The organism is Citrobacter sp. KTE151, from assembly GCF_000398845.1.
In the GTDB taxonomy this organism is placed as follows: Bacteria; Pseudomonadota; Gammaproteobacteria; order Enterobacterales; family Enterobacteriaceae; genus Citrobacter; species Citrobacter braakii.
Genome location: NZ_KB976059.1, coordinates 37,861 through 64,425 on the forward strand (window position 1 = coordinate 37,861; position 26,565 = coordinate 64,425).

The 26,565-nt window shown below is 49.1% G+C and carries 19 protein-coding genes and 8 pseudogenes; 19 read left to right on the forward strand and 8 right to left on the reverse strand.

The annotated features are described in order from the left end of the window. From umuC to WC7_RS23970, 4 genes are all read left to right on the forward strand, one after another. Positions 1–1,272 (forward strand): translesion error-prone DNA polymerase V subunit UmuC, encoded by a 1,272-nt coding sequence (gene umuC, locus WC7_RS23980; protein ID WP_016151330.1) that lies wholly within the window; start codon positions 1–3, stop codon positions 1,270–1,272. A 117-nt stretch (positions 1,273–1,389) separates the two neighbouring features. Then, positions 1,390–1,935 (forward strand): hypothetical protein, encoded by a 546-nt coding sequence (locus tag WC7_RS23975; protein WP_016151331.1) that lies wholly within the window; start codon positions 1,390–1,392, stop codon positions 1,933–1,935. Between the two features lie 7 nt (positions 1,936–1,942). Beyond that, positions 1,943–2,689 (forward strand): hypothetical protein, encoded by a 747-nt coding sequence (locus tag WC7_RS0124205; protein WP_155849766.1) that lies wholly within the window; start codon positions 1,943–1,945, stop codon positions 2,687–2,689. Between the two features lie 929 nt (positions 2,690–3,618). Continuing rightward, positions 3,619–4,518: an integrase domain-containing protein gene (locus WC7_RS23970; protein WP_016151333.1), complete on the forward strand. Its 900-nt coding sequence runs from the start codon at positions 3,619–3,621 to the stop codon at positions 4,516–4,518. Between the two features lie 210 nt (positions 4,519–4,728). Here the strand turns inward: WC7_RS23970 and WC7_RS0124210 are convergent. Beyond that, positions 4,729–5,025, reverse strand: a pseudogene (locus tag WC7_RS0124210) (helix-turn-helix domain-containing protein); the annotation flags it as partial. A 63-nt stretch (positions 5,026–5,088) separates the two neighbouring features. Here WC7_RS0124210 and WC7_RS26270 point away from each other — a divergent pair. The 7 genes and pseudogenes from WC7_RS26270 to WC7_RS26530 all read left to right on the forward strand — a co-directional run. Continuing rightward, a pseudogene (locus tag WC7_RS26270) lies at positions 5,089–5,957 on the forward strand (IS3 family transposase); the annotation flags it as partial. A 272-nt stretch (positions 5,958–6,229) separates the two neighbouring features. Beyond that, complete coding sequence (locus WC7_RS23960) at positions 6,230–7,306, forward strand: IS110 family RNA-guided transposase (RefSeq protein ID WP_000227969.1); 1,077 nt, start codon at positions 6,230–6,232, stop codon at positions 7,304–7,306. A 16-nt stretch (positions 7,307–7,322) separates the two neighbouring features. Next, positions 7,323–7,442, forward strand: a pseudogene (locus tag WC7_RS27250) (IS3 family transposase); the annotation flags it as partial. A 245-nt stretch (positions 7,443–7,687) separates the two neighbouring features. Beyond that, complete coding sequence (locus WC7_RS23955; protein WP_000227969.1) at positions 7,688–8,764, forward strand: IS110 family RNA-guided transposase; 1,077 nt, start codon at positions 7,688–7,690, stop codon at positions 8,762–8,764. Between the two features lie 16 nt (positions 8,765–8,780). Next, positions 8,781–8,900 (forward strand): annotated as a pseudogene (locus WC7_RS27255) (IS3 family transposase); the annotation flags it as partial. Between the two features lie 245 nt (positions 8,901–9,145). After that, entirely contained in the window at positions 9,146–10,222 is a 1,077-nt protein-coding gene (locus tag WC7_RS23950; protein ID WP_000227969.1) for an IS110 family RNA-guided transposase, read from the forward strand. Positions 10,223–10,238: 16 nt separating this feature from the next. Continuing rightward, positions 10,239–10,547 (forward strand): annotated as a pseudogene (locus tag WC7_RS26530) (integrase core domain-containing protein); the annotation flags it as partial. 6 nt (positions 10,548–10,553) lie between these two features. Here the strand turns inward: WC7_RS26530 and WC7_RS23945 are convergent. After that, a pseudogene (locus WC7_RS23945) lies at positions 10,554–11,156 on the reverse strand (IS481-like element ISKpn28 family transposase); the annotation flags it as partial. A 71-nt stretch (positions 11,157–11,227) separates the two neighbouring features. Between WC7_RS23945 and WC7_RS24935 the strand changes: the two are divergent. Then, positions 11,228–11,389, forward strand: coding sequence for a type I toxin-antitoxin system Hok/Gef family toxin (locus WC7_RS24935; protein ID WP_004118124.1), 162 nt, complete (start codon positions 11,228–11,230; stop codon positions 11,387–11,389). A 626-nt stretch (positions 11,390–12,015) separates the two neighbouring features. Here the strand turns inward: WC7_RS24935 and WC7_RS23940 are convergent. Together WC7_RS23940 and WC7_RS23935 are read right to left on the reverse strand one after the other, a co-directional pair. Next, positions 12,016–13,281: a hypothetical protein gene (locus WC7_RS23940; RefSeq protein WP_004118118.1), complete on the reverse strand. Its 1,266-nt coding sequence runs from the start codon at positions 13,279–13,281 to the stop codon at positions 12,016–12,018. A gap of 212 nt (positions 13,282–13,493) precedes the next feature. Then, complete coding sequence (locus tag WC7_RS23935) at positions 13,494–14,750, reverse strand: MFS transporter (RefSeq protein ID WP_004118116.1); 1,257 nt, start codon at positions 14,748–14,750, stop codon at positions 13,494–13,496. Between the two features lie 364 nt (positions 14,751–15,114). Between WC7_RS23935 and WC7_RS23930 the strand changes: the two genes are divergently transcribed. The 6 genes from WC7_RS23930 to WC7_RS23905 all read left to right on the forward strand — a co-directional run bounded on the left by WC7_RS23930 (position 15,115) and on the right by WC7_RS23905 (position 20,731). After that, positions 15,115–15,963, forward strand: a complete 849-nt coding sequence (locus WC7_RS23930; protein ID WP_016151336.1) for an iron-sulfur cluster-binding protein — start codon at positions 15,115–15,117, stop codon at positions 15,961–15,963. Next, complete coding sequence (locus WC7_RS23925; protein WP_016151337.1) at positions 15,956–16,897, forward strand: dihydroorotate dehydrogenase; 942 nt, start codon at positions 15,956–15,958, stop codon at positions 16,895–16,897. Before WC7_RS23930 ends, WC7_RS23925 begins: the two co-directional genes overlap by 8 nt. A 36-nt stretch (positions 16,898–16,933) precedes the next feature. Then, entirely contained in the window at positions 16,934–18,190 is a 1,257-nt protein-coding gene (locus WC7_RS23920; protein WP_004118110.1) for a Zn-dependent hydrolase, read from the forward strand. Next, on the forward strand, positions 18,187–19,263 hold the full coding sequence (gene pyrC / locus WC7_RS23915; RefSeq protein ID WP_016151338.1) for a dihydroorotase: 1,077 nt from the start codon (positions 18,187–18,189) through the stop codon (positions 19,261–19,263). The genes WC7_RS23920 and pyrC overlap by 4 nt, the downstream gene beginning before the upstream one ends. Positions 19,264–19,427: 164 nt before the next feature. Beyond that, on the forward strand, positions 19,428–20,324 hold the full coding sequence (locus WC7_RS23910; RefSeq protein WP_004118106.1) for a helix-turn-helix domain-containing protein: 897 nt from the start codon (positions 19,428–19,430) through the stop codon (positions 20,322–20,324). Between the two features lie 80 nt (positions 20,325–20,404). Beyond that, positions 20,405–20,731 (forward strand): hypothetical protein, encoded by a 327-nt coding sequence (locus WC7_RS23905; RefSeq protein WP_016151339.1) that lies wholly within the window; start codon positions 20,405–20,407, stop codon positions 20,729–20,731. A 238-nt stretch (positions 20,732–20,969) separates the two neighbouring features. On the opposite strand, the pseudogene WC7_RS24940 reads toward WC7_RS23905, so the two are convergent. Further along, positions 20,970–21,152, reverse strand: a pseudogene (locus WC7_RS24940) (transposase); the annotation flags it as partial. Positions 21,153–21,207: 55 nt separating this feature from the next. Here WC7_RS24940 and WC7_RS0124220 point away from each other — a divergent pair. Continuing rightward, positions 21,208–21,905 (forward strand): IS1-like element IS1A family transposase gene (locus tag WC7_RS0124220; protein WP_100214959.1). Its coding sequence is split into 2 segments (ribosomal slippage): positions 21,208–21,457 and positions 21,457–21,905, totalling 699 coding nucleotides; the frame shifts between segments, so codons are not numbered across the junction. Between the two features lie 14 nt (positions 21,906–21,919). Here WC7_RS0124220 and WC7_RS24950 read toward each other — a convergent pair. The 3 genes and pseudogenes from WC7_RS24950 to lacZ form a co-directional block, all read right to left on the reverse strand. Next, positions 21,920–22,060 (reverse strand): annotated as a pseudogene (locus WC7_RS24950) (maltose acetyltransferase domain-containing protein); the annotation flags it as partial. Positions 22,061–22,125: 65 nt separating this feature from the next. Next, positions 22,126–23,379: a lactose permease gene (lacY, locus tag WC7_RS23900; RefSeq protein ID WP_003846917.1), complete on the reverse strand. Its 1,254-nt coding sequence runs from the start codon at positions 23,377–23,379 to the stop codon at positions 22,126–22,128. A 51-nt stretch (positions 23,380–23,430) separates the two neighbouring features. Continuing rightward, complete coding sequence (lacZ, locus tag WC7_RS23895; protein ID WP_007894989.1) at positions 23,431–26,505, reverse strand: beta-galactosidase; 3,075 nt, start codon at positions 26,503–26,505, stop codon at positions 23,431–23,433. Positions 26,506–26,565 lie beyond the last annotated feature (60 nt).

Below are 26,565 nucleotides of genomic sequence, written 5' to 3' on the forward strand. Positions count from 1 at the left end.
GTGTTCGCCCTGGTCGATGTTAACTCATTTTACGCTTCCTGCGAGACAGTTTTCAGACCCGATCTCCGTGGCAAACCTGTGGTGGTGCTGTCTAATAACGATGGCTGCATAATAGCCCGCTCCTCAGCAGCAAAATCACTTGGGTTAAAAATGGGCGATCCCTGGTTCAAGGTTGGTCGTGAGGCTGAGAGAAAGGGCGTTGTAGCATTTTCAAGTAATTACAGCTTATATGCTGATATGTCAGACAGAGTGATGACTATTTTGCAGTTACTGACTCCGCGAGTGGAAATTTACAGTATCGACGAAGCTTTTTGTGATCTTACTGGTATGCGTAATCTGTTATCGCTTGAGGTGTTTGGCCACCAGATACGTGCTCAGATTAAGCGAAGAACACATCTGACTGTGGGAGTGGGAATAGGCCCTACAAAAACGCTCGCCAAACTGGCTCAGTATGCAAGTAAGCGCTGGCCCGCAACGCGAGGTGTGGTAGATCTCAGTGACAGACAGCGTCAGCGTAAGTTAATGGCTTTAGTACCAGTTGAGGAGGTCTGGGGTATCGGACGGCGGCTGGGTAAAAAATTACAGTTTATGGGTATTAACAATGCACTTCAGCTGGCTGAGCTGTCGCCTTCATTCATTCGTAAACAGTTTTCAGTAGTTGTTGAGCGCACGGTCAGAGAGCTGAACGGTACTCCTTGCCTCGGTTTAGAAGAATTTACTGCCCCAAAAGAACAAATCATATGCTCCCGATCTTTTGGAGAAAAACCGTCGGACGAAGTCAGTCTGCATCAGGCCATTTGCGCTCATGCTGAACGTGCAGCAGAAAAACTCCGTGCAGAGCATCAATTTTGTAAACGGGTAGCAGTGTTCATTAGTACCAGCCCTTTCTCAGAAAATGAGGTGTTTTATAAAAATCAGGCAATAACAGAGCTTGCTGTACCTGCTCAGGACTCCCGGGATATCATCAACGCAGCCATCAAGGCATTTGACACGATATTTGTTCCAGGACACCGCTACCATCGTGCTGGCGTAATACTTTGTGATTTTAGAAGCGCAGCCGTATCTCAATTAACTCTTTTTGATGACTTTCAGCCCCATCGAAACAGCGAAGAGCTGATGACATTAATCGATAGCATTAATCACTCAGGTAAAGGTTCGGTCTGGTTTGCAGGGCAGGGCATTAAAAGTGATGCCACAGGCTGGAAGATGCGAAGAGAAAGACTTTCGCCTGCCTTTACAACCAGGCTGGATGACATCATCAAGGCGAGGTAGTTCTATTAATGTGCTCAACCGGCAATTCCGAATTATTGACTTTCATTGAACAATGCGGCAGGGTTTTACGGCCTGTTACATTGTGCAAAAGTTATTAATTTATGGAGGAAAGTGAATATGAGGAGTTTCGGACTTGCCTTTATACTGCCGGTTTTACTGACTGCCTGTAGTATGAGTGAGATAGCAGAAACAAATAAAAAAATTAGTGATGGTGCATCAGGTTTAATGAGCTCTTTAAGAGGGGATGGCTCAGATAATTCTTCGAAGGTCATGACTCCTCGTCAGTCAGAAAAAAAAGAATCCACTTCAAAAAGTTTCAAGCTCCCTGTTGATGTTGATACGGCAGCGGCCAGAATAAAACGAAAGTATAAGTTTTTATCCAATGATGAATTAAGGTCGATCAGAGAAAGGAATAACGACGGCGAGTGGGTAGCTGGCGCAATAACTGACAGCCATCAGGAATGGGATTCAATGCCCGGCAGCTATTATAAAATGGGCTCTGACTGGGGTGATTATGATGATCACCTTACTATTGAGCTCGAAAAAAATGGTTCAGGGAGCCGTCTTTTTATAACATATAGCTCATCATCTCAAAAAAGACTTGCGAGTTCCGGATTGCAGGACTTAATGAAAAATATTAAAAGCTCTGCTGAAGGAAAATAATATTTATATGAGTGTGGATAAGGTGAATCCGCACTCAATATTTAATAGGGGAACTATGTTTAAACTTTTATCATCTCTCAGAAAAAACAAAGGATATCGTCCTTTAGGATATAGTGACACGCTGGACTATGTTGCTAACTTTGAGCATGCTTTAAACTTTACGAAAAAATTAGGATTTAACGAAGGCACGGTTAAAGATATAAATGAAAGGCCGCTTAAGTTTGAAAAAATGATGGAGTATGTGTGCTCTGCAACGGGCTTGCGAGATTTCAAATCTTCAGCAGGGCAATGTATTAAGTGGTGTCATTTTTTAAAACCTTATTTTGAAGATGCTTTAGGTTGCAGAATATGGACAACTGTTGGACAAATATGGAAAGGGGATCAAAGTATTTATAATCCATCATATGATGAGTTTGAAAGATGGTCCAGGAAGGGATTTCAGCATGAGGACTTTCTGAACAGACCAGCTTTAAATCTCCATGCGTGGTACACAACAGATACGGGTCATTTAATCGATATTTCTTATCTGAGTAGTATTGCTGGTTTTTATTCTGATTGTCATGAATTAGCAGGGGGAGTGTTGGTGGGTAAGCCTGATGAAATTTTCCCTGGTCATCAGTATGTACCCATGATTCTGGGAGATAGAATAATTGAAAAAATTCAAAAAAAATCATTTATACCTTTCCTGGCTAATGATATTGATGAGCTAAAGTCAATTGCCATGGTGATTTATCCAGATCCTGATTATAAATAATGCAAGATAGTTGACGGTTATTTGAGCCATTGCTAATATCCACTTTGCTTAGAAGTCGCTACGGCGACCATCCAAAACCCCAGTAACCTGAGAGGGGTGCCTTCGGGCGGTTACCAGCTAATGCTTCAGCGGTCTGAGAGAAGCGCCTTCGGGTGACTGCCAGCTAAAGTCCCGAAAACCTGAGAGGGACGCCTTTGGGCGGGAAACCCGTTTAACCTTTGAAAACGGGAACCAGAATCTGGTCAAGGTTACCGGTTGAGAATGACCGGCTATCACATCAATGATTCACGTCTTTATGATGATGAATTGTCTACAAAGGAGCTGAATCAGGCTCTGATCTTTCACTACGTTATGATTCTTTTCAGGGATACGCCCTGAGTTTCGTACGACTTTTGCATCGACGGATAAGGCCATTTGGTACATTTGGCCGCTTACGGAGTTGCATTAGGAGCACGAAGCTGCGCGGCGTCACTTGTGAAGTGGCGAAGACACTACCAAGTGACGCGCGTAGCGCATAACGTCTCAATCCACGTATGACGTGGTTTTCAACGTTTTACTACCATCTGACACACACGTAGTGCGTGTTTTTACGGTTTAAAACTCATTTAAACAACAACGTAATATCGACGGGAGGCCCGTCTGAACGTCCAACTTAAAATAAGGAGAGTAATCAACTCGGTATCGATGGCGGCACTACGAAAGTAGCGCCGGAGGCAGCTGAACTAGCGTCAGCTCTGCATTAGCAGCAAACAGGTCAGCGACCTGGGGTGCCTCGCAAGAACTCAACATTCAGCCATCCCGATGCACAGATACCAGTTGAGACGCAGGAAGCGCAAAAGTAACCGTGTCGTCGGGATTGAACATATGGAATGCAGATTGGCCAGCTTTCGAGAAAGCTGGGGGATGTGTGTTCCAGGGAGAGTAATGCAATGTCCAAATTCAGTAAGCTACTAACCAAGCAACTAGTCACTCTTTCCCGTCAGGGAGGAGGAAGTTTCAAGACTGTAGCTGACCGTTCAAAAATCTCTGAACGGCTCTCAGATCGTCTGGCGATGCTTAATATTCAAATTAGAGACGTAAAACACATTAAGACGTCTCATATCATTAAGTATATTGAAAGCAGGAAGGCCGAAAACTTATCATTCAGAACCATACAAAACGAGATGTCCGCAATACGTTCTGTCTTGATGTCGGCAGGTAAAACTAAAATGGCCGATCCAAATCACGAGCAGTTAAATAATCGAGCTCTCGGCATTTCGGGGGCAAGTAGGGATGGAACTAAAACACCAATATCAAATGATAAATTAAATGCCGTAATTACATTTGCAGAACGTAAAGATAAAGGCGTGGCATTAGGTATTCAATTGGCTCGCTATCTTGGGCTTCGTACAGAAGAAACTATTCAGTCAGCTAAATCGTTAAAAACGTGGCGCAGTGAATTGCTCAAAGGCAATGAACGTATACGCGTTATTTTCGGAACAAAAGGTGGGCGTGTCCGGGAAACTACCGCATTTAATAAAGAGAAGGTTCTGGCTATAATTGAATCGGCGATTAAATATTGTGAAAGTAATAATGGAAAATTAATTGATCGCCCTTCACTACATACAGCAATTGACAGATACAGAAATATTGTTCGCGAAGCTGGAATGACCGGTAAAGATGCACCTCACAGTTTGCGTTATGCATATTCGCGTGATGCCGTAAGTTTTCATGTTAATAATGGAATGAGTCGTGAAGAAGCTGAGGCTTTAGTTTCAATGGACTTAGGGCATGGTGATGGTCGCGGTAGGTATATAAAACAAGTTTACTTTCGCGGTGAAGTTGATTGATTCAATTCGTCGATGTATTAATCGTAAAAGTTCCCAGTACTCACTGGACTGGGAACTTAAAACTTTGGACTGTAATAAAGTATTATTCGGGATGTTTAAAATTAATTAGATTTAACCGTAATGTTTAATATTAATATCCCGCCCTAATCTCTACCTTTCATTCGAAAAATCTGATCGCACGAATAATTTACGGAGCTACAAGGACTATTACTACTCTGTATTTTTACATACTCGTATTACTGTCATTCTCGATACATTTGCTAGTTTTGCGGTTTCGTTTATTGACTTCCCATTGATCAGTCGCAAGGTTTTAATCAGCTCATGTTTATTAAGGTCAGGTTGCCGCCCAGGATATGCGCCGGTACTTCTGGCTTTATCGATACCCTCTTTTTGCCTCCTTCTTCTGTCTTCATAATCTTTTCTTGAAATCGCAGCAAGCATATCGAGCATCATATTATTAATAGCTTTGAGCATGCTTTTAGTAAACTGATCGCTAACTGAAGTGGTTTACTGAATTTGGCCACCTGAACAGAGGTGATATGCTCACCTCAGAACAACACAGGTGTCATAATGAAAAAAAGAAATTTCAGCGCAGAGTTTAAACGCGAATCCGCTCAACTGGTCGTTGACCAGAACTACACCGTGGCAGATGCAGCCAGCGCTATGGATGTCGGCCTTTCCACAATGACGCGATGGGTGAAACAATTACGTGATGAGCGGCAGGGAAAAACACCAAAAGCCTCCCCCATTACCCCGGAACAAATTGAAATCCGTGAGCTCAGGAAAAAGCTACAACGTATTGAAATGGAAAATGAAATATTAAAAAAGGCTACCGCGCTCTTGATGTCAGACTCCCTGAACAGTTCTCGATAATCGGGAAACTCAGGGCGCGTTATCCTGTGGCCACTCTCTGCCATGTGTTCGGGGTCCATCGCAGCAGCTACAAATACTGGAAAAACCGTCCTGAAAAGCCAGACGGCAGACGGGCTGTATTACGCAGCCAGGTACTTGAACTGCATGGCATCAGCCACGGCTCTGCCGGAGCAAGAAGCATCGCCACAATGGCAACCCAGAGAGGCTACCAGATGGGGCGCTGGCTTGCTGGCAGACTCATGAAAGAGCTGGGGCTGGTCAGTTGCCAGCAGCCGACTCACCGGTATAAGCGTGGCGGTCATGAGCACGTTGCTATCCCGAATCATCTTGAGCGACAGTTCGCCGTAACGGAACCAAATCAGGTGTGGTGCGGTGATGTGACCTATATCTGGACGGGTAAGCGCTGGGCGTACCTCGCCGTTGTTCTCGACCTGTTCGCAAGAAAACCAGTGGGCTGGGCCATGTCGTTCTCGCCGGACAGCAGGCTCACCATGAAAGCACTGGAAATGGCATGGGAAACCCGTGGTAAGCCCGTCGGGGTGATGTTCCACAGCGATAGTAATAATGCCGATGTCAGTCTTTACCACCACTTAGTTTGCCGTTTAACCAGATTGGTGTGATTACTGATGCAGTGAAGACCTTCCCGCATCCTGACTCACACAGCGATCGACCTTTTGTGTCCTGCCCTGGACCCGTCGGTTGCCGGAAGCGCCTTCATGCGAGGCATCTCCTCACCGATGCGCGTGACTCAAGAAGGGCCTGACGGCTTGTCTCGTTACTGTCCTGTCCGGGTTATCTGTCTGGAGATTCAACTCTGTTTCCTCACAGGAGCTCTGTCATGGTTGATAAAGTTACCGAAGCTGCCGTTGTGGGTGGCGTGGATACACATAAAGATTTGCACGTTGCCGCTGTCGTAGATCAGAACAATAAAGTCCTTGGGACTCAGTATTTCTCCACAACACGACAAGGTTACCGGCAGATGCTGGCATGGATGACCTCGTTTGGGACATTAAAGCGAATTGGTGTTGAGTGCACAGGTACCTATGGTTCCGGTTTGCTTCGTTATTTTCAGAACGCCGGGTTAGAAGTTCTTGAGGTGACTGCTCCAGACCGGATGGAGCGACGCAAACGGGGTAAAAGTGACACAATTGATGCTGAATGTGCCGCTCATGCAGCATTCTCAGGCATCAGGACAGTTACTCCCAAAACGCGTGATGGCATGATTGAGTCCCTGCGGGTATTAAAAACTTGCCGAAAAACAGCAATATCAGCCCGCAGAGTCGCTCTCCAGATTATCCATTCAAATATTATCTCTGCCCCGGATGAATTACGTGAACAGCTCAGAAATATGACGCGCATGCAGCTCATCAGGACCCTGGGTTCCTGGAGACCTGATGCCAGTGAATACCGCAATGTAACCAACGTTTATCGCATTTCATTAAAGTCCCTTGCCCGACGCTATCTCGAGTTACATGACGAAATCGCTGATCTGGATGTCATGATTGCGGCAATTGTCGACGAGTTGGCACCTGAGCTGATTAAACGTAATGCTATCGGATACGAAAGCGCTTCACAGTTGCTGATCACTGCCGGAGACAATCCTCAACGGTTAAGATCAGAATCAGGATTTGCGGCACTGTGTGGTGTCAGCCCGGTCCCCGTTTCTTCTGGAAAAACGAACCGTTACCGACTTAATCGTGGTGGAGATCGTGCTGCAAATAGTGCACTTCACATCATCGCCATCGGACGCTTACGAACTGACGCAAAAACAAAGGAATATGTCGCCAGGCGTGTAGCCGAAGGACATACAAAAATGGAAGCGATACGCTGTCTAAAGCGATATATCTCCCGCGAAGTTTACACGTTACTGCGCAATCAAAACAGGCGGATCAACAGTATCCCGATAACAGCTTGACTCTTAGAAGGGCGTCCAGGGCTGGCAGTACCGGACGCCGATGTGGCGTTCAATGCTGGCAGATGCCGGAGTGACCCAGAGTATGTCACGCAAAGGGAACAGTAATAATGCCGATGTCAGTCTTTACCACCACTTAGTTTGCCGTTTAACCAGATTGGTGTGATTACTGATGCAGTGAAGACCTTCCCGCATCCTGACTCACACAGCGATCGACCTTTTGTGTCCTGCCCTGGACCCGTCGGTTGCCGGAAGCGCCTTCATGCGAGGCATCTCCTCACCGATGCGCGTGACTCAAGAAGGGCCTGACGGCTTGTCTCGTTACTGTCCTGTCCGGGTTATCTGTCTGGAGATTCAACTCTGTTTCCTCACAGGAGCTCTGTCATGGTTGATAAAGTTACCGAAGCTGCCGTTGTGGGTGGCGTGGATACACATAAAGATTTGCACGTTGCCGCTGTCGTAGATCAGAACAATAAAGTCCTTGGGACTCAGTATTTCTCCACAACACGACAAGGTTACCGGCAGATGCTGGCATGGATGACCTCGTTTGGGACATTAAAGCGAATTGGTGTTGAGTGCACAGGTACCTATGGTTCCGGTTTGCTTCGTTATTTTCAGAACGCCGGGTTAGAAGTTCTTGAGGTGACTGCTCCAGACCGGATGGAGCGACGCAAACGGGGTAAAAGTGACACAATTGATGCTGAATGTGCCGCTCATGCAGCATTCTCAGGCATCAGGACAGTTACTCCCAAAACGCGTGATGGCATGATTGAGTCCCTGCGGGTATTAAAAACTTGCCGAAAAACAGCAATATCAGCCCGCAGAGTCGCTCTCCAGATTATCCATTCAAATATTATCTCTGCCCCGGATGAATTACGTGAACAGCTCAGAAATATGACGCGCATGCAGCTCATCAGGACCCTGGGTTCCTGGAGACCTGATGCCAGTGAATACCGCAATGTAACCAACGTTTATCGCATTTCATTAAAGTCCCTTGCCCGACGCTATCTCGAGTTACATGACGAAATCGCTGATCTGGATGTCATGATTGCGGCAATTGTCGACGAGTTGGCACCTGAGCTGATTAAACGTAATGCTATCGGATACGAAAGCGCTTCACAGTTGCTGATCACTGCCGGAGACAATCCTCAACGGTTAAGATCAGAATCAGGATTTGCGGCACTGTGTGGTGTCAGCCCGGTCCCCGTTTCTTCTGGAAAAACGAACCGTTACCGACTTAATCGTGGTGGAGATCGTGCTGCAAATAGTGCACTTCACATCATCGCCATCGGACGCTTACGAACTGACGCAAAAACAAAGGAATATGTCGCCAGGCGTGTAGCCGAAGGACATACAAAAATGGAAGCGATACGCTGTCTAAAGCGATATATCTCCCGCGAAGTTTACACGTTACTGCGCAATCAAAACAGGCGGATCAACAGTATCCCGATAACAGCTTGACTCTTAGAAGGGCGTCCAGGGCTGGCAGTACCGGACGCCGATGTGGCGTTCAATGCTGGCAGATGCCGGAGTGACCCAGAGTATGTCACGCAAAGGGAACAGTAATAATGCCGATGTCAGTCTTTACCACCACTTAGTTTGCCGTTTAACCAGATTGGTGTGATTACTGATGCAGTGAAGACCTTCCCGCATCCTGACTCACACAGCGATCGACCTTTTGTGTCCTGCCCTGGACCCGTCGGTTGCCGGAAGCGCCTTCATGCGAGGCATCTCCTCACCGATGCGCGTGACTCAAGAAGGGCCTGACGGCTTGTCTCGTTACTGTCCTGTCCGGGTTATCTGTCTGGAGATTCAACTCTGTTTCCTCACAGGAGCTCTGTCATGGTTGATAAAGTTACCGAAGCTGCCGTTGTGGGTGGCGTGGATACACATAAAGATTTGCACGTTGCCGCTGTCGTAGATCAGAACAATAAAGTCCTTGGGACTCAGTATTTCTCCACAACACGACAAGGTTACCGGCAGATGCTGGCATGGATGACCTCGTTTGGGACATTAAAGCGAATTGGTGTTGAGTGCACAGGTACCTATGGTTCCGGTTTGCTTCGTTATTTTCAGAACGCCGGGTTAGAAGTTCTTGAGGTGACTGCTCCAGACCGGATGGAGCGACGCAAACGGGGTAAAAGTGACACAATTGATGCTGAATGTGCCGCTCATGCAGCATTCTCAGGCATCAGGACAGTTACTCCCAAAACGCGTGATGGCATGATTGAGTCCCTGCGGGTATTAAAAACTTGCCGAAAAACAGCAATATCAGCCCGCAGAGTCGCTCTCCAGATTATCCATTCAAATATTATCTCTGCCCCGGATGAATTACGTGAACAGCTCAGAAATATGACGCGCATGCAGCTCATCAGGACCCTGGGTTCCTGGAGACCTGATGCCAGTGAATACCGCAATGTAACCAACGTTTATCGCATTTCATTAAAGTCCCTTGCCCGACGCTATCTCGAGTTACATGACGAAATCGCTGATCTGGATGTCATGATTGCGGCAATTGTCGACGAGTTGGCACCTGAGCTGATTAAACGTAATGCTATCGGATACGAAAGCGCTTCACAGTTGCTGATCACTGCCGGAGACAATCCTCAACGGTTAAGATCAGAATCAGGATTTGCGGCACTGTGTGGTGTCAGCCCGGTCCCCGTTTCTTCTGGAAAAACGAACCGTTACCGACTTAATCGTGGTGGAGATCGTGCTGCAAATAGTGCACTTCACATCATCGCCATCGGACGCTTACGAACTGACGCAAAAACAAAGGAATATGTCGCCAGGCGTGTAGCCGAAGGACATACAAAAATGGAAGCGATACGCTGTCTAAAGCGATATATCTCCCGCGAAGTTTACACGTTACTGCGCAATCAAAACAGGCGGATCAACAGTATCCCGATAACAGCTTGACTCTTAGAAGGGCGTCCAAGGCAGCCATTATACGAGCAGGCAGTTCCGGCAGTTACTGTGGCGATACCGGATCAGGCAGAGTATGAGTCGGCGTGGAAACTGCTGGGATAACAGCCCAATGGAGCGCTTCTTCAGGAGTCTGAAGAACGAATGGGTGCCGGCGACGGGCTATGTAAGCTTCAGCGATGCAGCTCACGCAATAACGGACTATATCGTTGGATATTACAGCGCACTAAGACCGCACGAATATAATGGTGGGTTACCGCCAAACGAATCAGAAAACCGATACTGGAAAAACTCTAACGCGGTGGCCAGTTTTTGTTGACCACTTCATGGTAATGATATAGCGGCGTAGGTCCCCCATCCTGAGTTCAATCGCGTCCATCCCTATGAGTTCGCCTGTTTTTACCGGGCGGTATTGTTTTGGTCTTCTGGGCTTCACTGAGCGTTTTTTTATCAACCGGGCTTTGCCCCTGGCACTGAGGCGTACGGGGATCATCCGCATTTTATCATGAGCTCCGGCAATGATCCTTCCAATGGTTGACGTGCTGGGACAGGTAAAATGCCGCGCTTCACACCATGGTTTCAGCCTGACAAAAATCTGCTCTTTGCCGAGATTGGGTAACTCAGTTCTCAGACGCCTGATCTCCTTGAGTACATCAGGATGCCAGTGCCTTGAACGGCGAACCAGAGGGGCTTTGCTTCTTGGAATTAGTGCTTCTGGACCACCGGTGCGCAGTAACCGGCGCCACCAGTAGAGTGTTCGCGTTGATACGTCAAAAGCATCAGCTGCGGCACGGATCCCGTGCTTATCCCAGAAGTTCAGAGCCTTCATTCTTAACTTCGCAATCTCGGGCATAAGAGAGTGTTTCATCGCATAAGCAGTTGCTCGGTAATACCCAAAATAGCCGACACCGATATGCTGCATCAACATCTGGCAATCCCTCCTTTAGTGTTCTGAGGCAATTGCAATATCTCTGTGAACTTACACAGGAGGAGTAAACCATGAAACTACCGCGAAACGCCCTGGTCTGGTGCGTATTAATCGTGTGTTTAACGCTCTTGATATTCACATGCCTGACCCGGAACCGGTTATGCGAAGTCCGGCTAAAGGACGGGAACAGGGAGGTCGCGGCAAGCCTGGCTTACGAATCCAACGGTAAGTAGCAACCTGAAGGCGGGGGAAACCCCGCCTTTTCAGGGCTGCGTTGGTCTGACATGCCTGAAGCGCCTTTATGAAGGGGTTACCGTTCGCCGGTAGCCCCTTTTTCCTTTAAAGCGATGCAATGACTGGCTGCAAGAAAACCGTCCGATTTCTTTTGCTTGTCCATAATCCTCCTGTTTGTTCTCTCATTCATCTTACCTTGGTTGTTTTTTCTTCTGATGCTGCACTTATTACCCTTAATGAACGCAGACTGATTTTAGCAACGTCCGCTTCTGACAGGGGGCGGGTGGGGCGTGGCGTTGGGGCTGCTTTGAGCGAAGAGCGGAAGCTAGCTTTATGGGTAATCTATTCCACATGTCATAGGGTCCCTAAAAGAGAACGTTTCTTTTTCCAGGGATATTTACAGAAAGCAGACTAAAGTGTAATTGCCGCCAGAAGGCGGCAAAAGATATGGTAAATATGGCAAGTGTATAAATATACTGTATCAGTACATCCGAATGGCTCTGTCAGATTTTAATGGCATACGTACTCCAAAATACAATATTGGAATTTGAGTGTATAAAAGTTCCAGAAGCTTATTGGTGTTTGATGTGCTTAAAAACGCAACGTATGCTACAGTTATTATTAATCAAAAATCATATGCTAATTGCACTCTATTTTGAATAAACTCGCGCTCATATAATGGCGATGTCTGGATGCCGAAGTAATCTGAAATACTCAGCCCCTTCAACTCATTGCCAAAGTTATAACGTGCAAATAGCAGATATTCAGACTGGTTGATGCTTTTGGCATCTTTCGCGGGTTTGACATCCAGAAAGGAATAACGAGATCCTAGCGTCCATTTATCAGAATAAGACCATGTAAGTTGCGTCGAAAAAGCATTTCCGGCACCGGTCATCGGGGTGCTGGTGAAATAGGGTTTTGCAAAATAAGGGTCGGAAGAGGTTTTGTAGGCATAAGGCGTAACCAACGCGCCATTCTTGTAAGCGTCGGCTTCGGGAAATATTTTATCGTAGCCCACCTGCCAACTGAGAGTGTTCAGCGGGTAAACGACCAGTTGCATCCCGAGCGTGCGGTTCTCAATTTTTCCTAGCACACTGTCACCGGTATTTTTGCCATAAAATCCCTGTATCCCCAGATCTGGTTTCCACAGAATATCAGGGGCTACGTAATGCACTTCAGCCCAGACAATATTGGTAATATCGGCGTATTTCTCACCCCATAGCTGAGAAGTGAAGTAGCGTTGACCAAGATCGCGTTTTTTCGCGAGCCCCAGCGCGATCAGGCCATCAGTTTTTCCGCTGAAGGTATTGTCCTGAGCCAGACGTGATGTGCGGGTGAATGTTGAATCAGCATAACTTTTATAACTGAAAACCCGTGTCACGCGGATAAAATCAGTGTCATTACCATACTTCACGTCAACTGCACGATAAAGGTAAGGTAGTACCCGGGCATTGGAATAGTCGCCGAGGAAAGGCAAGTTAAGATGCTGGTTACCGGCGGTGATCGACAACAGTCCCTGGCGCCATTTGAGGTAAGCTTCATCAACGCCCCCACTGTCATGGGCCAGTTCAGCGACCGAGTCCGAGCCTGCCAGCAGGTTGGTTTGTCCTTCTACTCCCACGGCAGCCTGAAAACCATAAAAAGGTGCTGTGGTATACGTGATATATCCGCCAAGAGTGGTGGAGTCCTGATTGAGTCCACGTGCGAAATAGGCGTTGTGGGTTGAGTAAGAAAACAGTCGGGCGCTGCCGTGAATACTGCCACAACCAATAGCCTGAATCAGGCTCTGGCTATTAGTTGTTGAGCACGCATTACTGTCAACAGGATCCGCAACCGCTCCCTGCATATATATAGAAAAAAATACAGCTGCCGATATCATTTTATAGCGCATTTATCACTCCTGATGATGTTTTTTAAATTGAGTCATATCCTGAGAAAACCATACAGTTAATTAATTGCAAAAACATGCCGCCATAAGGATGGCTAAGCGCAGATGTTTTTCTGTTAATAACTATTTCGTGAGTGGAATACTGTGGCCCCGTAATTCCATGATATAAATCATACGGGGCGTTATCGTTATTCAGAAATATAAAGGTTTATTAATTAATCCAGTTCCTTACCTTTCAACTCAGGGATAAGGAATATCGTGGCAATAATATCGATAACATAAATCGATGCCAGAAGGGCAATCGCCAGATGGAAAGAGTACATTGCGGCAATCGCACCGATCAGCACCGGGCCAAATCCACCAACACCTCGGCCAATATTAAATAATACGTTTTGGGCGGTTGCACGGGCAGCGGTAGGATATGCTTCAGAAATCAACGCCCCATATCCGCCAAGCATGCCGTTAACAAACATCCCCAGAAGAGCGCCGGCCCATAACATAGTTAAAGGATCGGTAAGCTGTGCATAAAACACAATAGATACCGCAGCACCGGCCTGGAAAAGAATAAAAGCAGGTTTTCTTCCGATACGGTCGGCAAGCTGGCCAAAAACCCAAATCCCCGCCATCATCCCGAGTATAGTGACCGTGGTCCACATTGCCGATTTTGTCAGACCAAAACCCAGCTGTTTGGCGAGATAGGCTGGCATCCAGATCATTATCCCGTAATAGCCCAGGTTCTGGACTGAGGTCAGGATCGCAATCCCTGCGCTAATTTTGGTCGTTGCCTTGTCTTTTACCAGTAAACGGAACGACTCAAGCATGGAGGTTTTTTCTGCAGCGCTCTGGTTAACAAAAACATCAGGCTCATGCAGACGGTGGCGGATAAACCAGGCAATCAATGCCGGAATTACACCCACAATGAACATGCCGCGCCAACCGATAAACGGCAGGAGCATCGGCGTAAGCACGGCGGCAAGCAGGACGCCGGCCTGCCAGCCTAACGCAACATATGACGAAACGCGTGAGCGGTGACGTGCTGGCCATGCTTCGGCAGCCAGCGCCATCCCGATGCCGAACTCGCCACCAAGGCCGATCCCTGCAATGGTGCGGTAAATCAGTAGGTCCCAGTAACCGGTGGCAAAAGCGCATAATCCGGTAAAGGTAGCAAATAGCACAATTGTCCAGGTCAGAACGCGGACGCGGCCATAGCGATCGCTCAGAGCGCCAAAAATAATGCCTCCCGCAACAGCGCCAATCAGCGTCCATGTTACCAGGGAACCTGATTGTGTAGGGGTCAGGTTAAGATCTGCTGAAATAGCATGCAGCATGAACCCCAGGATCAGCAGGTCAAAACCATCCATTGCATAACCGATCGCCGAGCCAAGCAGCGCTTTCCAGCTGTAACCGGTAATTTCCTCTGAGGAAGCCGTTCCGCATCCCTCCGACGAACGAACATTATTCATTGAATCCACTATTACGCTCCTTAAGACCATTTTGGTGCACACAAAATTAGGAATTGCTTCATCATGGTGCACTTGCGGTTAATTATGATATAAATATCGTTTTTGATACTGGTGTGTAGCAATTTTAATGCCAATAATGAGATGAAATAAAGGGAGGATGCCTGGTCTCGAAGAGATTTAAGAATTTTGTTTTTAAGTAACGGTATGAATTTATTCGTTATTTTATATTCGGATGACTGCCGAAAAGAACCGATTTCAGATCTTGATGCCGTCATTGAGGACGTATAAAAAAATACACTTGTATCTATTTTGATACTTGTGTCATATATAATACTCACAATCGTTCTATTCACCACGTAGATGGGTATTCATAATGGGTGACACAAGCTGTTTCAATCGTCATGCCCGCCAGGTAGCGTCACATCGCTGCCTGGTGTCAGAGCATCGCTGGGTTAACAAACGCTATAAATATTTGCGCCTCTCCGCAGCGGTGGATCTCCATAGCGCGACCCTGCCTGGGCAGTTTTATATGCTTAAATGCCCCAATGTGAAGTCGTTACATCCTTTCCTGCTCAGGCCCATGAGCGTTTACGGTACCGGGCCTGCGCCTGGAACCATCGAGTTTTTGTACAATGTCGCAGGGGCGGGGACACAAGGGCTGGCTGAGTTGCCTGAAGGTAGTGAGATGGATATTGTCGGGCCGCTCGGTAATACCTTCACTCTAAAGCCTGAATTCCGTCGGGTTATGGTGGTTGCACGTGGTGTGGGCCTTGCCACTATGGCTCCTTTGCTGCAGCAAGCTGCTCGTGCCGGTATCGTTCTCACCATTGTTATGTCGGCACGAACGCCGGAAGACCTGATGCGTAATGCGTTCCTGCGCGGCATCGATGCTGATGTTCATTGCCTTTATGACAGCGATGGCACCTCGGCAATGAGTGCGCTGGATAAGTTACTGCATGATATTCTTGGCAAGCATCACCACGACATGATTTATACCTGCGGCTCACACCGTATACTTCGCCTGCTTCAGTCCATCCTGGAGGTGTTCCCTGATACTGGAGGCGAGGTCGCGCTTGAACAACGCATGGCGTGTGGAATGGGCGTTTGTCTCTCTTGCGTGAGGCCGATCCAGCAGAACGGACGGATTGAATTTCTGCGTGTCTGCCGTGAAGGCCCCGTCTTTCCTATTCGTTCTGTTGTCGGGGAGGTGGAGTTTGCCTGAACTTAATGTGAGCCTCGGCGCACTGGCGCTCAAAAATCCTGTGATGCCTGCTTCCGGCTGTTTTGCTATTGAGTACAGTGAAGCGCTCGATTTTAACCAACTGGGTGCAATGGTGTTGAAGAGCGTTTCCCCGATATCACGCCCGGGTAACCCTGTACCTCGTGTCTGTGAGACTCGGGGTGGCATGATGAATGCAATCGGCATTCCCAGTCAGGGGCTTGAATATCACCGGTCGCAGATCATTCCTGCCTATTCGGCCTTTTCCACACCGCTGATCGTGTCTATTTCCGCCGACACCTCAGAATCATTTGCCAGCGCAGTCGCTGATATGGCGCTACCTTCGGTTGCGGCAATTGAAGTGAACATCTCCTGCCCCAACCTCGAAGCAGACGGAATGGCCTTTGCCATGTCTCCAGACACAACCTTTGACGTCATCAGCACTATCCGACGGAAAAGTGATTTTCCGCTTTGGGCCAAACTCACCCCGAACGCCGGTAACGTGGTTGACATCGCGCTGGCCGCAGAAGCTGCAGGAGCCGACGCGGTGGTGATGGGGAATACGATGTTAGCTATGGCAATTGATATCCACACTCGCAGACCCCGTCTTGGGAATGTGATGGGGGGATTATCGGGGCCGGCGATAAAGCCTGTCGCACTGCGCATGGTTCATCAGTGTTATCGCGCTTTGAAGATCCCGGTCATTGGCTGCGGGGGGATCGCCTGCGCCGACGATGCGATTGAATTCATGTTGGCTGGCGCCACGGCAGTCCAGGTGGGAACTGCATCTTTTATCGATCCGGGGATAATGCAGAAAATCATTCATGGCATTGAGGATTATTGCACCGAACACCGCATCAGCCGCGTCCGCGACATCATCGGTCAGGTCAATATTGATGAACAACTCGCCTCCCGCTGGTATGAATTTGCGCAGTGAGCCTCCAGGGCGTCAATGAAAGGTTAATGAGCTGAAATGTTTATTTCTGATTACCGACAGTTAGCAACGAATTTATTCTCAGATATTTACCAGCTGAGCTTCGATGGTGTGGGCGTCACTCGGCAAAGTTACGGGCCAGGCGAGACGGCCGTAGCAGATTATCTTAGCCGGTTCGCCAGAGAAGAAGGGCTGAGCGTCCACATCGATCGTGCCGCTAATCTGATTTTCAGTCAGAAGGGCGTCAATGAGGATACTCCTGCAGTCTGGATCGGCTCTCACATCGATTCTGTCCCTCAGGGGGGAAATTTCGATGGTCTTGCGGGCGTTATTGCTGGACTGCTGATTCTGGTTGCCAGCCAGCGAGAGAACCGCCGGCTGCCTGTGCCGGTTAAAGTGGCGGCCTTTCGAGGGGAAGAAAGTGCCTGGTATGGTCGGGCTTATATGGGATCCAGTGCGATATTTGGCCGCTTAACGGCGGAAGATCTACAACGTCAGCAGCGAATCAGTGGTGAGACGCTTGGCAACAGCCTTGGAAAGCTGGGCGCTGATATCGAGGCTATCTGCGCCCAGCAACCGTTGGTTGAGACAAAAAATATTCTCGCCTGGCTTGAGTTACATATCGAGCAGGGGCCGGTACTGGTTGAAAAATCGCTGCCGCTTGCCGTGGTCAACGGGATTCGGGGGAATGTCCGCTTTAACACTATTCACTGTTTTGGGGATGCCCAGCATTCAGGCACCGTTCCTCGCGATCTTCGCCACGATGCGGTCTGCGGCGTCTCCGACTTAATTATGCGTCTGGATGCACGCTGGCAGTCACGGTTATCTGCGGGGGACGACCTTGTTGTCACGTCCGGGATCTTTCAGACCGATGTGCAAGAACATGCGGTGACCCGAATTTCAGGGCATGTCAGTTTCAGCCTCGAGGCGCGAAGTCTTAATTCCTACACCCTGACTGCGTTTGCTGAGGAGATTATGGCTACGGCACATCAAGTGAGTGAGGCGCGAGGCGTGACATTCAGGTTTGACAGCCCGGTACTCACGGAGCCCGCTACGTTAGACCATTCCGTGTTTGCCGCCCTCAAACATAGCTGTGAGGCGCTGGCAGTCAATCACCTGGAATTAGCCAGCGGCGCGGGCCATGACTCCGCAATTTTTGCTCGCCAGGGGATCCCGAGCGGCATGGTGTTTGTCCGGAATCAGAACGGGTCGCACAATCCGCATGAGGCAATGGAAATGGACGATTTTCTGCTGGGTGTCGGAGTCATTCAGCAGACGCTTGAGGAGTGGAAATGAACAAAACTCCTGTATCAGCAGAGAAAAACGGATTATTGACGTTGCGACGGCCTGACGATTTTCACCTCCATCTACGTGACGGTGAAATACTAAAGGCTGTTCTGCCCTTTACTACAAAGCAGTTTGCCCGTGCGGTGGTTATGCCTAACCTGAATCCGCCTGTCACAACAGTGGCTGCAATGGAAGCCTATCGCGAAATCATCCTTGCCGCGGTGCCGCAAGGCCATGATTTTACGCCTTTGATGACGCTATATCTCTGCGATGACACTCTGCCGGAAGTCATACGTGTCGGGCATCAGAAGGGCATTCTGACCGCCGTGAAATGGTATCCCGCAGGGGCGACGACCCATGCAGAATACGGTGTCACGTCTGTTAGTAGAATACGCGGCTGTCTCGATATACTTCAGGCGTTGGGGATCCCACTTCTCATCCACGGTGAGAGCACTCGCCCGGACGTGGACATTTTTGACCGGGAACGCGTTTTTATTGAAGATACGGTGATGGAACTACGGTGCAATTATCCACAGTTAAAAATAGTGCTTGAGCATATTACCACCCAGGATGCTGTTCGCTACATACAAGAGCAAGAGGATGGCCTGACTGCGGCAACTATCACGCCTCAGCACCTGCTTTTCAACCGCAATGTGCTGTTTAACGGGGGGATTCGGCCCCACTATTACTGTCTGCCGGTCTTGAAAAGAGAGTATCACCGTCAGTCGTTGTTGAAGGCCGCAACCTCTGGTGACCGTCGTTTTTTTGCCGGCACGGATTCCGCCCCTCATCCTCGTACGGCCAAACTAGCCGCTTGTGGTTGTGCCGGTATTTTCAATGCTCCATCAGCACTCGAATGTTATGCCACGGCGTTTGAAGCGGCGGGTGCACTGCCACATCTGCAAGCCTTCGTCAGTGAATATGGGGCAAGGTTTTACGGACTGCCGTTAAACACGGGGACGGTCACCTTAGCGCGACAACCGTTGATTCTGCCTGAACCGCTGGTAGTGACTGAGCATGTTCAGATAGACCCATTTCCCGGCGAGGTCTCCTTAAACTGGCGTCTGGTCGGCAACGAATAAACGCCACTCTGCGGGGAAGATGCTCCTGCAGGCAGTGACGTTAGAGGACGGTTATTTTTGCTGATTCTGACCAGTCAGTGGACCCTTTTATCGAGCAGGGAGTTGTTATTCCTGAAAGGGTCTGTATTCTCTATTTTGATACTACTGACATGAATTAAAACAAAATGGCTGATAACTGGAATTCATCGATTGATTATGTTGCGATAGGCGAGCGTCTCAAAGCATACCGGATTGGCGCATCGCTCCAGGCTGAAGACGTTGCGGAACAGTTGGGTGTTTCCCGGGCGGTGATCTACCGTATTGAACGGGGGGATATTGTCAAAATTGAGACGCTGGATCGACTGGCTCAGGTTCTGGAAACGTCTTTGGCATCACTGTTGGGGGTGGAATCGGAATACTACCCCACGGCGCTGGGGTTGTTTGAAAGAATGCGCCAGTTGGAAAGCGTGAGCGACAGAATTTTAGCCCACTTCGAACCTGTTTCATTGCTGCTGACGTCGGACAGTTATCTCGACGTCCTCAGGAAAATGTTAAAAGAGAGCAAAACCAGTAAAAGTCATGGTGAGGCTGACGAAAAGAATATTGATGCGATCATTAGTATTCTGATTGAACGCCGTACTTACTTTGAGCAACGTAAACCCCACATCATCAGCTTAGTTGGGTTACGTGAACTGGAGCGATTTATTCACACAGGTATGGTAGGGCGACTTGATTTACCAGAAGATATCTATTCACAACGGGTAAAAGCGGCACGCCATGAAGTGATAAAGCTGGCCGATCTGATGGAAAGTGAGCCACTGGATATCCAGATTGGCATCATTGATGAGGCCATGCCGTCTTCATCGTTTCAGGTATTGTCAGGCCCCTCGCACAGCGTGATGGTAACAAGTCCCTTCAGATTGGGGGAAATGCCAAATGTTTACAATGGCATAGGTACTGTAACCTATGCGCCAGAAGCGGTAAAAAAACATGAAGATCTGATGATCAGATTATGGAGAAAAGCCCATAAGGGACGAGAGGGGGCCGATCTATTGAGAAAACTGTTAAAGGATATCTGCTAAGACATGTGCTCTGAATCTATTTCAGAAAACGTTGTAAACAGGTATGTAGAAATGATTGAAATTGAGGTACTGGAGGCACTATGACGTTTGATGAGATCAAAGAACGATTTGCTGGAGCAGGTACGGGAACTGATGCTTTCCGCGGGCTGTACAACGAGACCTTCGAGTTAATGAACGCAGATAAGGAAAATGCCGCGGTTTATTTCTTAATCGGCGTGGCAGCACGGTCATACGTTCTCAGATATGACGACCAGGCCGTCGACCCCGATTTTGCGGAACAATCTAAACAAACGATGAGCGCTTTAGTCGACAAAATTGCCTTTGCACTTCATCAACCAGCGGAAGACAAAATAAAAATCGCCAGTGAAGTCGCGTTTGAGTATCACTGGAAAGTCACCAGTTTCTGAATCAATTGATGACATGTGGTCGAATAAGCCGACCTTACGGATAGCGGAAGAACGGTTTATTGCCAGGCATTAATCCTGCAAGAAAGACCTTCTCTTCAGGGCTACTTCAACTCCACGAATCTCCGACTGATCACGTAGACGACCAATCACTGAGGAACTAGGATTGGTCTTTTTCTTCACGAGCATTTGTGGGCCGTGACCGGTACGCGTGACCTGCCCCCAGGATTAGATACAACCGTCAGTTAGTAAGGTCGGTTTGTTTACCTTCACATTTTCCATTTCGCCACCGTGCTGCAAACTCTGATGGCGTCTGATAATTCAGTGCTGAATGTGGACGACACTCGTTATAATCCTGCCGCCAGTCATTAATGATTTTCCTTGCGTGAACGATATCGCTGAACCAGTGCTCATTCAGGCATTCGGTGATGCTGCCAACTTACTGATTTAGTGTATGATGGTGTTTTTGAGGTGCTCCAGTGGCTTCTGTTTCTATCAGCTGTCCCTCCTGTTCAGCTACTGACGGGGTGGTGCGTAACGGCAAAAGCACCGCCGGACATCAGCGCTATCTCTGCTCTCACTGCCGTAAAACATGGCAACTGCAGTTCACTTACACCGCTTCTCAACCCGGTACGCACCAGAAAATCATTGATATGGCCATGAATGGCGTTGGATGCCGGGCAACCGCCCGCATTATGGGCGTTGGCCTCAACACGATTTTACGTCACTTAAAAAACTCAGGCCGCAGTCGGTAACCTCGCGCATACAGCCGGGCAGTGACGTCATCGTCTGCGCGGAAATGGACGAACAGTGGGGCTATGTCGGGGCTAAATCGCGCCAGCGCTGGCTGTTTTACGCGTATGACAGGCTCCGGAAGACGGTTGTTGCGCACGTATTCGGTGAACGCACTATGGCGACGCTGGGGCGTCTTATGAGCCTGCTGTCACCCTTTGACGTGGTGATATGGATGACGGATGGCTGGCCGCTGTATGAATCCCGCCTGAAGGGAAAGCTGCACGTAATCAGCAAGCGATATACGCAGCGAATTGAGCGGCATAACCTGAATCTGAGGCAGCACCTGGCACGGCTGGGACGGAAGTCGCTGTCGCTCTCAAAATCGGTGGAGCTGCATGACAAAGTCATCGGGCATTATCTGAACATAAAACACTATCAATAAGTTGGAGTCATTACCCTTTTTTCAACTTCTGATGGATGCGAGTGATTGAACTCATACATTAATGTTTTCCCACGAAGTCTTTTTTCAGGTAAGCCTTCGCACATATCGGTAAATAGCTTGCCTGCTTTTATTTTTTCTGTCATCGACATGTTCATTTTTAACATTCCGTCCTGATAAGTTGGTCGGATAAGGCGCTCGCGCCGTATCCGACATTAATTTCTTAAGCGACTTCATTCACCTGGCGACGCAGCAGAGAAAGTGGGCCGGGGCCGCTAAGCGTGAACACGGAAATTAAGGTGAAGCCCAGCGCCACCAGACCCAGCACCAGGTAAGCGCCCTGGAAACCGATGCTTTCATACATATTGCCCGCCAGAATAGACATAAAAATCATCGCCAGTTGCTTAAAGAAGCAGAAACAGACCAGATAAATCGTCGCTGAAAAACGCACTTCAAACTGGCTGGTAATATATTTAAAGCAGCCCACCAGCAGGAACGGTACTTCAAACATATGCAGCGTTTTCAGAATAACCACTTCCAGTGCTGAGGTAGCGAACGATGAGCCAATAATACGTACTGACATAATAGTGCCAGCCAGCAGCAGGGCGTTTTTCCCACCGATGCGATTAATGATCAGTGGCGCAAAAAACATAATCGAGGCGTTAAGTAATTCGCCCATTGTCGTTACGTAGCCAAATACCCGCGTACCCTGTTCACCGGTAGCAAAGAACGAAGTAAAGAAATTAGCAAACTGTTGGTCAAAAACATCGTAGGTGCAGGAAACGCCAATAACATACAGTGACAAAAACCACAGTTTTGGCTGTCTGAACAGTTCCAGCGCCAGCTTAAGGCTAAATGCCGAATGGTTGGCACCTACCGCATTGGCAACCGTGGCAGAAGAGGGCGCATCCGTTTTGGCGAAAAAGAGTAAAACGGCGAGGATGAATGCACAGCCAGAACCCAGCCAGAAAACAAACTGATTATTGATGGTGAACATGATGCCGACAATCGAGGCACACAGCGCCCAGCCAACACAGCCAAACATCCGCGCGCGACCATATTCGAAATTACTGCGACGGCTGACTTTCTCGATAAATGCCTCTACTGCTGGCGCACCGGCGTTAAAACAAAAGCCTAGATAAATACCACCAACAATCGATCCTACTAAAATGTTGTATTGTAACAGTGGCCCGAAGATAAAAATAAAGAACGGCGCAAACATCACTAACATGCCGGTAATAATCCACAGCAGGTATTTGCGCAGCCCGAGTTTGTCAGAAAGCAGACCAAACAGCGGTTGGAATAATAGCGAGAACAGAGAAATAGCGGCAAAAATAATACCCGTATCACTTTTGCTGATATGGTTGATGTCATGTAGCCAAATCGGGAAAAACGGGAAGTAGGCTCCCATGATAAAAAAGTAAAAGAAAAAGAATAAACCGAACATCCAAAAGTTTGTGTTTTTTAAATAGTACATAATGGATTTCCTTACGCGAAATACGGGCAGACATGGCCTGCCCGGTTATTATTATTTTTGACACCAGAGCAACTGGTAATGGTAGCTACCGGCGCTAAGGTGGAATTCCGCCGACACTGACGGGCTCCAGGAGTCGTCGCCACCAATCCCCATATGGAAACCGTCGATATTCAGCCATGTGCCTTCTTCCGCGTGCAGCAGATGGCGATGGCTGGTTTCCATCAGTTGCTGTTGACTGTAGCGGCTGATGTTGAACTGGAAGTCGCCGCGCCACTGGTGTGGGCCATAATTCAATTCGCGCGTCCCGCAGCGCAGACCGTTTTCGCTCGGGAAGACGTACGGGGTATACATGTCTGACAATGGCAGATCCCAGCGGTCAAAACAGGCCGCAGTAAGGCGGTCGGGATAGTTTTCTTGCGGCCCTAATCCGAGCCAGTTTACCCGCTCTGCTACCTGCGCCAGCTGGCAGGTCAGGCCAATCCGCGCCGGATGTGGCGTATTGCTCGCCACTTCAACATCAACGGTAATCGCCATTTGACCACTTCCATCAATCCGGTAGGTTTTCCGGCTGATAAATAAGGTTTTCCCCTGATGCTGCCACGCGTGGACCGTGGTAATCAGCACCGCGTCGGCAAGCGTATCTGCCGTGCACTGCAACAACGCTGCTTCGGCCTGGTAATGGCCCGCCGCCTTCCAGCGTTCGACCCAGGCGTTAGGGTCAATGCGGGTCGCTTCACTTACGCCAATGTCGTTATCCAGCGGTGCGCGGGTGAACTGATCGCGCAGCGGCGTCAGCAGTTGTTTTTTATCGCCAATCCACATCTGTGAAAGAAAGCCTGACTGGCGGTTAAATTGCCAACGCTTATTATCCAGCTCGATGCAAAAATCCGTTTCGCTGGTGGTCAGTTGCGGGATGGCGTGGGGCGCGGAGGGGAGTGTCACGCTGAGGTTTTCCGCCAGACGCCACTGCTGCCAGGCGCTGATGTGTCCGGCTGCTGACCATGTGGTCGCGTTCGGTTGCACTACGTGAACCGTTAGCCAGAGTTGTCCGGCGCTCTCCGGCTGCGGTAGTTCAGGCAGTTCAATCAACTGTTTACCTTGTGGAGCGACATCCAGAGGCACTTCACCGCTTGCCAGCGGCTTGCCATCCAGCGCCACCATCCAGTGCAGGAGCTCGTTATCGCTATGACGGAACAGGTATTCGCTGGTCACTTCGATGGTTCGCCCGGATAAACTGAACTGGAAAAACTGCTGCTGGTGTTTTGCTTCCGTCAGCGCCGGATGCGGCGTGCGGTCTGCAAAGACCAGACCGTTCATGCAGAACTGGCGATCATTCGGCGTATCGCCAAAATCACCGCCGTAAGCCGACCACGGATTGCCATTTTCATCATATTTAATCAGCGACTGATCCACCCAGTCCCAGACGAAGCCGCCCTGTAAACGGGGGTACTGACGAAACGCCTGCCAGTATTTAGCGAAGCCGCCAAGACTGTTACCCATCGCGTGGGCGTATTCGCAAAGGATCAGCGGGCGCGTCTCTCCAGGCAACGAAAGCCATTTTTTGATGGACCATTTCGGCACAGCCGGGAAGGGCTGGTCTTCATCCACGCGCGCGTACATCGGGCAAATAATATCGGTTGCGAAGGTGTCGGCTCCGCCGCCTTCATACTGTACCGGGCGGGAAGGATCGACAGATTTGATCCAGCGATAGAGTGCGTCGTGATTAGCGCCGTGGCCTGATTCATTCCCCAGCGACCAGATGATCACACTCGGGTGATTACGATCGCGCTGCACCATTCGCGTTACGCGTTCGCTCATCGCGGGTAGCCAGCGCGGATCATCGGTCAGACGATTCATTGGCACCATGCCGTGGGTTTCAATGTTGGCTTCATCCACCACATACAGGCCGTAGTGGTCGCACAGCGTGTACCACAGCGGATGGTTCGGATAATGCGAACAGCGCACGGCGTTAAAGTTGTTCTGCTTCATCAGCAGGATATCCTGCACCATCGTCTGCTCATCCATGACCTGACCATGCAGAGGATGATGCTCGTGACGGTTAACGCCGCGAATCAGCAACGGCTTGCCGTTCAGCAGCAGCAGACCATTTTCAATCCGCACCTCGCGGAAACCGACATCGCAGGCTTCTGCTTCAATCAGCGTGCCGTCGGCGGTGTGCAGTTCAACCACCGCACGATAGAGATTCGGGATTTCGGCGCTCCACAGTTTCGGGTTTTCGACGTTCAGACGTAGGGTGACGTGATCGGCATAACCACCACGCTCATCGATAATTTCACCGCCGAAAGGCGCGGTGCCGCTGGCGACCTGCGTTTCACCCTGCCACAAAGAAACCGTCACCCGCAGCTCATCGCGCAGCTCGCCGTACATCTGAACGTCTGCCTCCAGTACAGCGCGGCTGAAATCATCATTAAAGTGAGTGGCTACATGGAAATCGCTGATTTGCGTGCTCGGTTTATGCAGCAACGAGACGTCACGGAAAATGCCGCTCATCCGCCACATATCCTGATCTTCCAGATAACTGCCGTCACTCCAGCGCAGCACCATCACCGCGAGGCGGTTTTCTCCGGCGTGTAAAAATGCGCTCAGGTCAAATTCAGACGGCAAACGACTGTCCTGTCCGTAACCGACCCAGCGCCCGTTGCACCACAAATGAAACGCCGAGTTAACACCATCAAAAATAATTCGCGTCTGGCCTTCCTGTAGCCAGCTTTCATCAACATTAAATGTGAGCGAGTAACAACCCGTCGGATTCTCCGTGGGAACATACGGCGGATTGACCGCAATGGGATAGGTCACGTTGGTGTAGATAGGCGCATCGTAACCGTGCATCTGCCAGTTTGAGGGGACGATGACAGTATCGGCGTCAGGAAGATCGCGCTCCAGCCAGCTTTCTGGTACCGCTTCTGGTGCCGGAAACCAGGCAAAGCGCCATTCACCATTCAGGCTGCGCGACTCTTGGGAAGGGCGATCGGTGCGAGCCTCTTCGCTATTACGCCAGCTGGCGAAAGGGGGATGTGCCGCAAGGCGATTAAGTTGGGTAACGCCAGGGTTTTCCCAGTCACGACGTTGTAATACGACGGCCAGTGAATCCGTAATCATTGTCATAGTTGTATCCTGCGTGAATTGTTATCCGCTCACATTTTCGCATAACATACGAGCCGGACA

Coding starts and splice junctions, on each gene's coding strand:
- WC7_RS23975 (WP_016151331.1), top strand. CDS start 1,390: ATGAGGAGTTTCGGACTTGCCTTTATACTGCCGGTTTTACTGACTGCC.
- WC7_RS0124205 (WP_155849766.1), top strand. CDS start 1,943: ATGAGTGTGGATAAGGTGAATCCGCACTCAATATTTAATAGGGGAACT.
- WC7_RS23970 (WP_016151333.1), top strand. CDS start 3,619: ATGTCCAAATTCAGTAAGCTACTAACCAAGCAACTAGTCACTCTTTCC.
- WC7_RS23960 (WP_000227969.1), top strand. CDS start 6,230: ATGGTTGATAAAGTTACCGAAGCTGCCGTTGTGGGTGGCGTGGATACA.
- WC7_RS23955 (WP_000227969.1), top strand. CDS start 7,688: ATGGTTGATAAAGTTACCGAAGCTGCCGTTGTGGGTGGCGTGGATACA.
- WC7_RS23950 (WP_000227969.1), top strand. CDS start 9,146: ATGGTTGATAAAGTTACCGAAGCTGCCGTTGTGGGTGGCGTGGATACA.
- WC7_RS24935 (WP_004118124.1), top strand. CDS start 11,228: ATGAAACTACCGCGAAACGCCCTGGTCTGGTGCGTATTAATCGTGTGT.
- WC7_RS23940 (WP_004118118.1), bottom strand. CDS start 13,281: ATGCGCTATAAAATGATATCGGCAGCTGTATTTTTTTCTATATATATG.
- WC7_RS23930 (WP_016151336.1), top strand. CDS start 15,115: ATGGGTGACACAAGCTGTTTCAATCGTCATGCCCGCCAGGTAGCGTCA.
- WC7_RS23920 (WP_004118110.1), top strand. CDS start 16,934: ATGTTTATTTCTGATTACCGACAGTTAGCAACGAATTTATTCTCAGAT.
- pyrC (WP_016151338.1), top strand. CDS start 18,187: ATGAACAAAACTCCTGTATCAGCAGAGAAAAACGGATTATTGACGTTG.
- WC7_RS23910 (WP_004118106.1), top strand. CDS start 19,428: ATGGCTGATAACTGGAATTCATCGATTGATTATGTTGCGATAGGCGAG.
- WC7_RS23905 (WP_016151339.1), top strand. CDS start 20,405: ATGACGTTTGATGAGATCAAAGAACGATTTGCTGGAGCAGGTACGGGA.
- lacY (WP_003846917.1), bottom strand. CDS start 23,379: ATGTACTATTTAAAAAACACAAACTTTTGGATGTTCGGTTTATTCTTT.
- lacZ (WP_007894989.1), bottom strand. CDS start 26,505: ATGACAATGATTACGGATTCACTGGCCGTCGTATTACAACGTCGTGAC.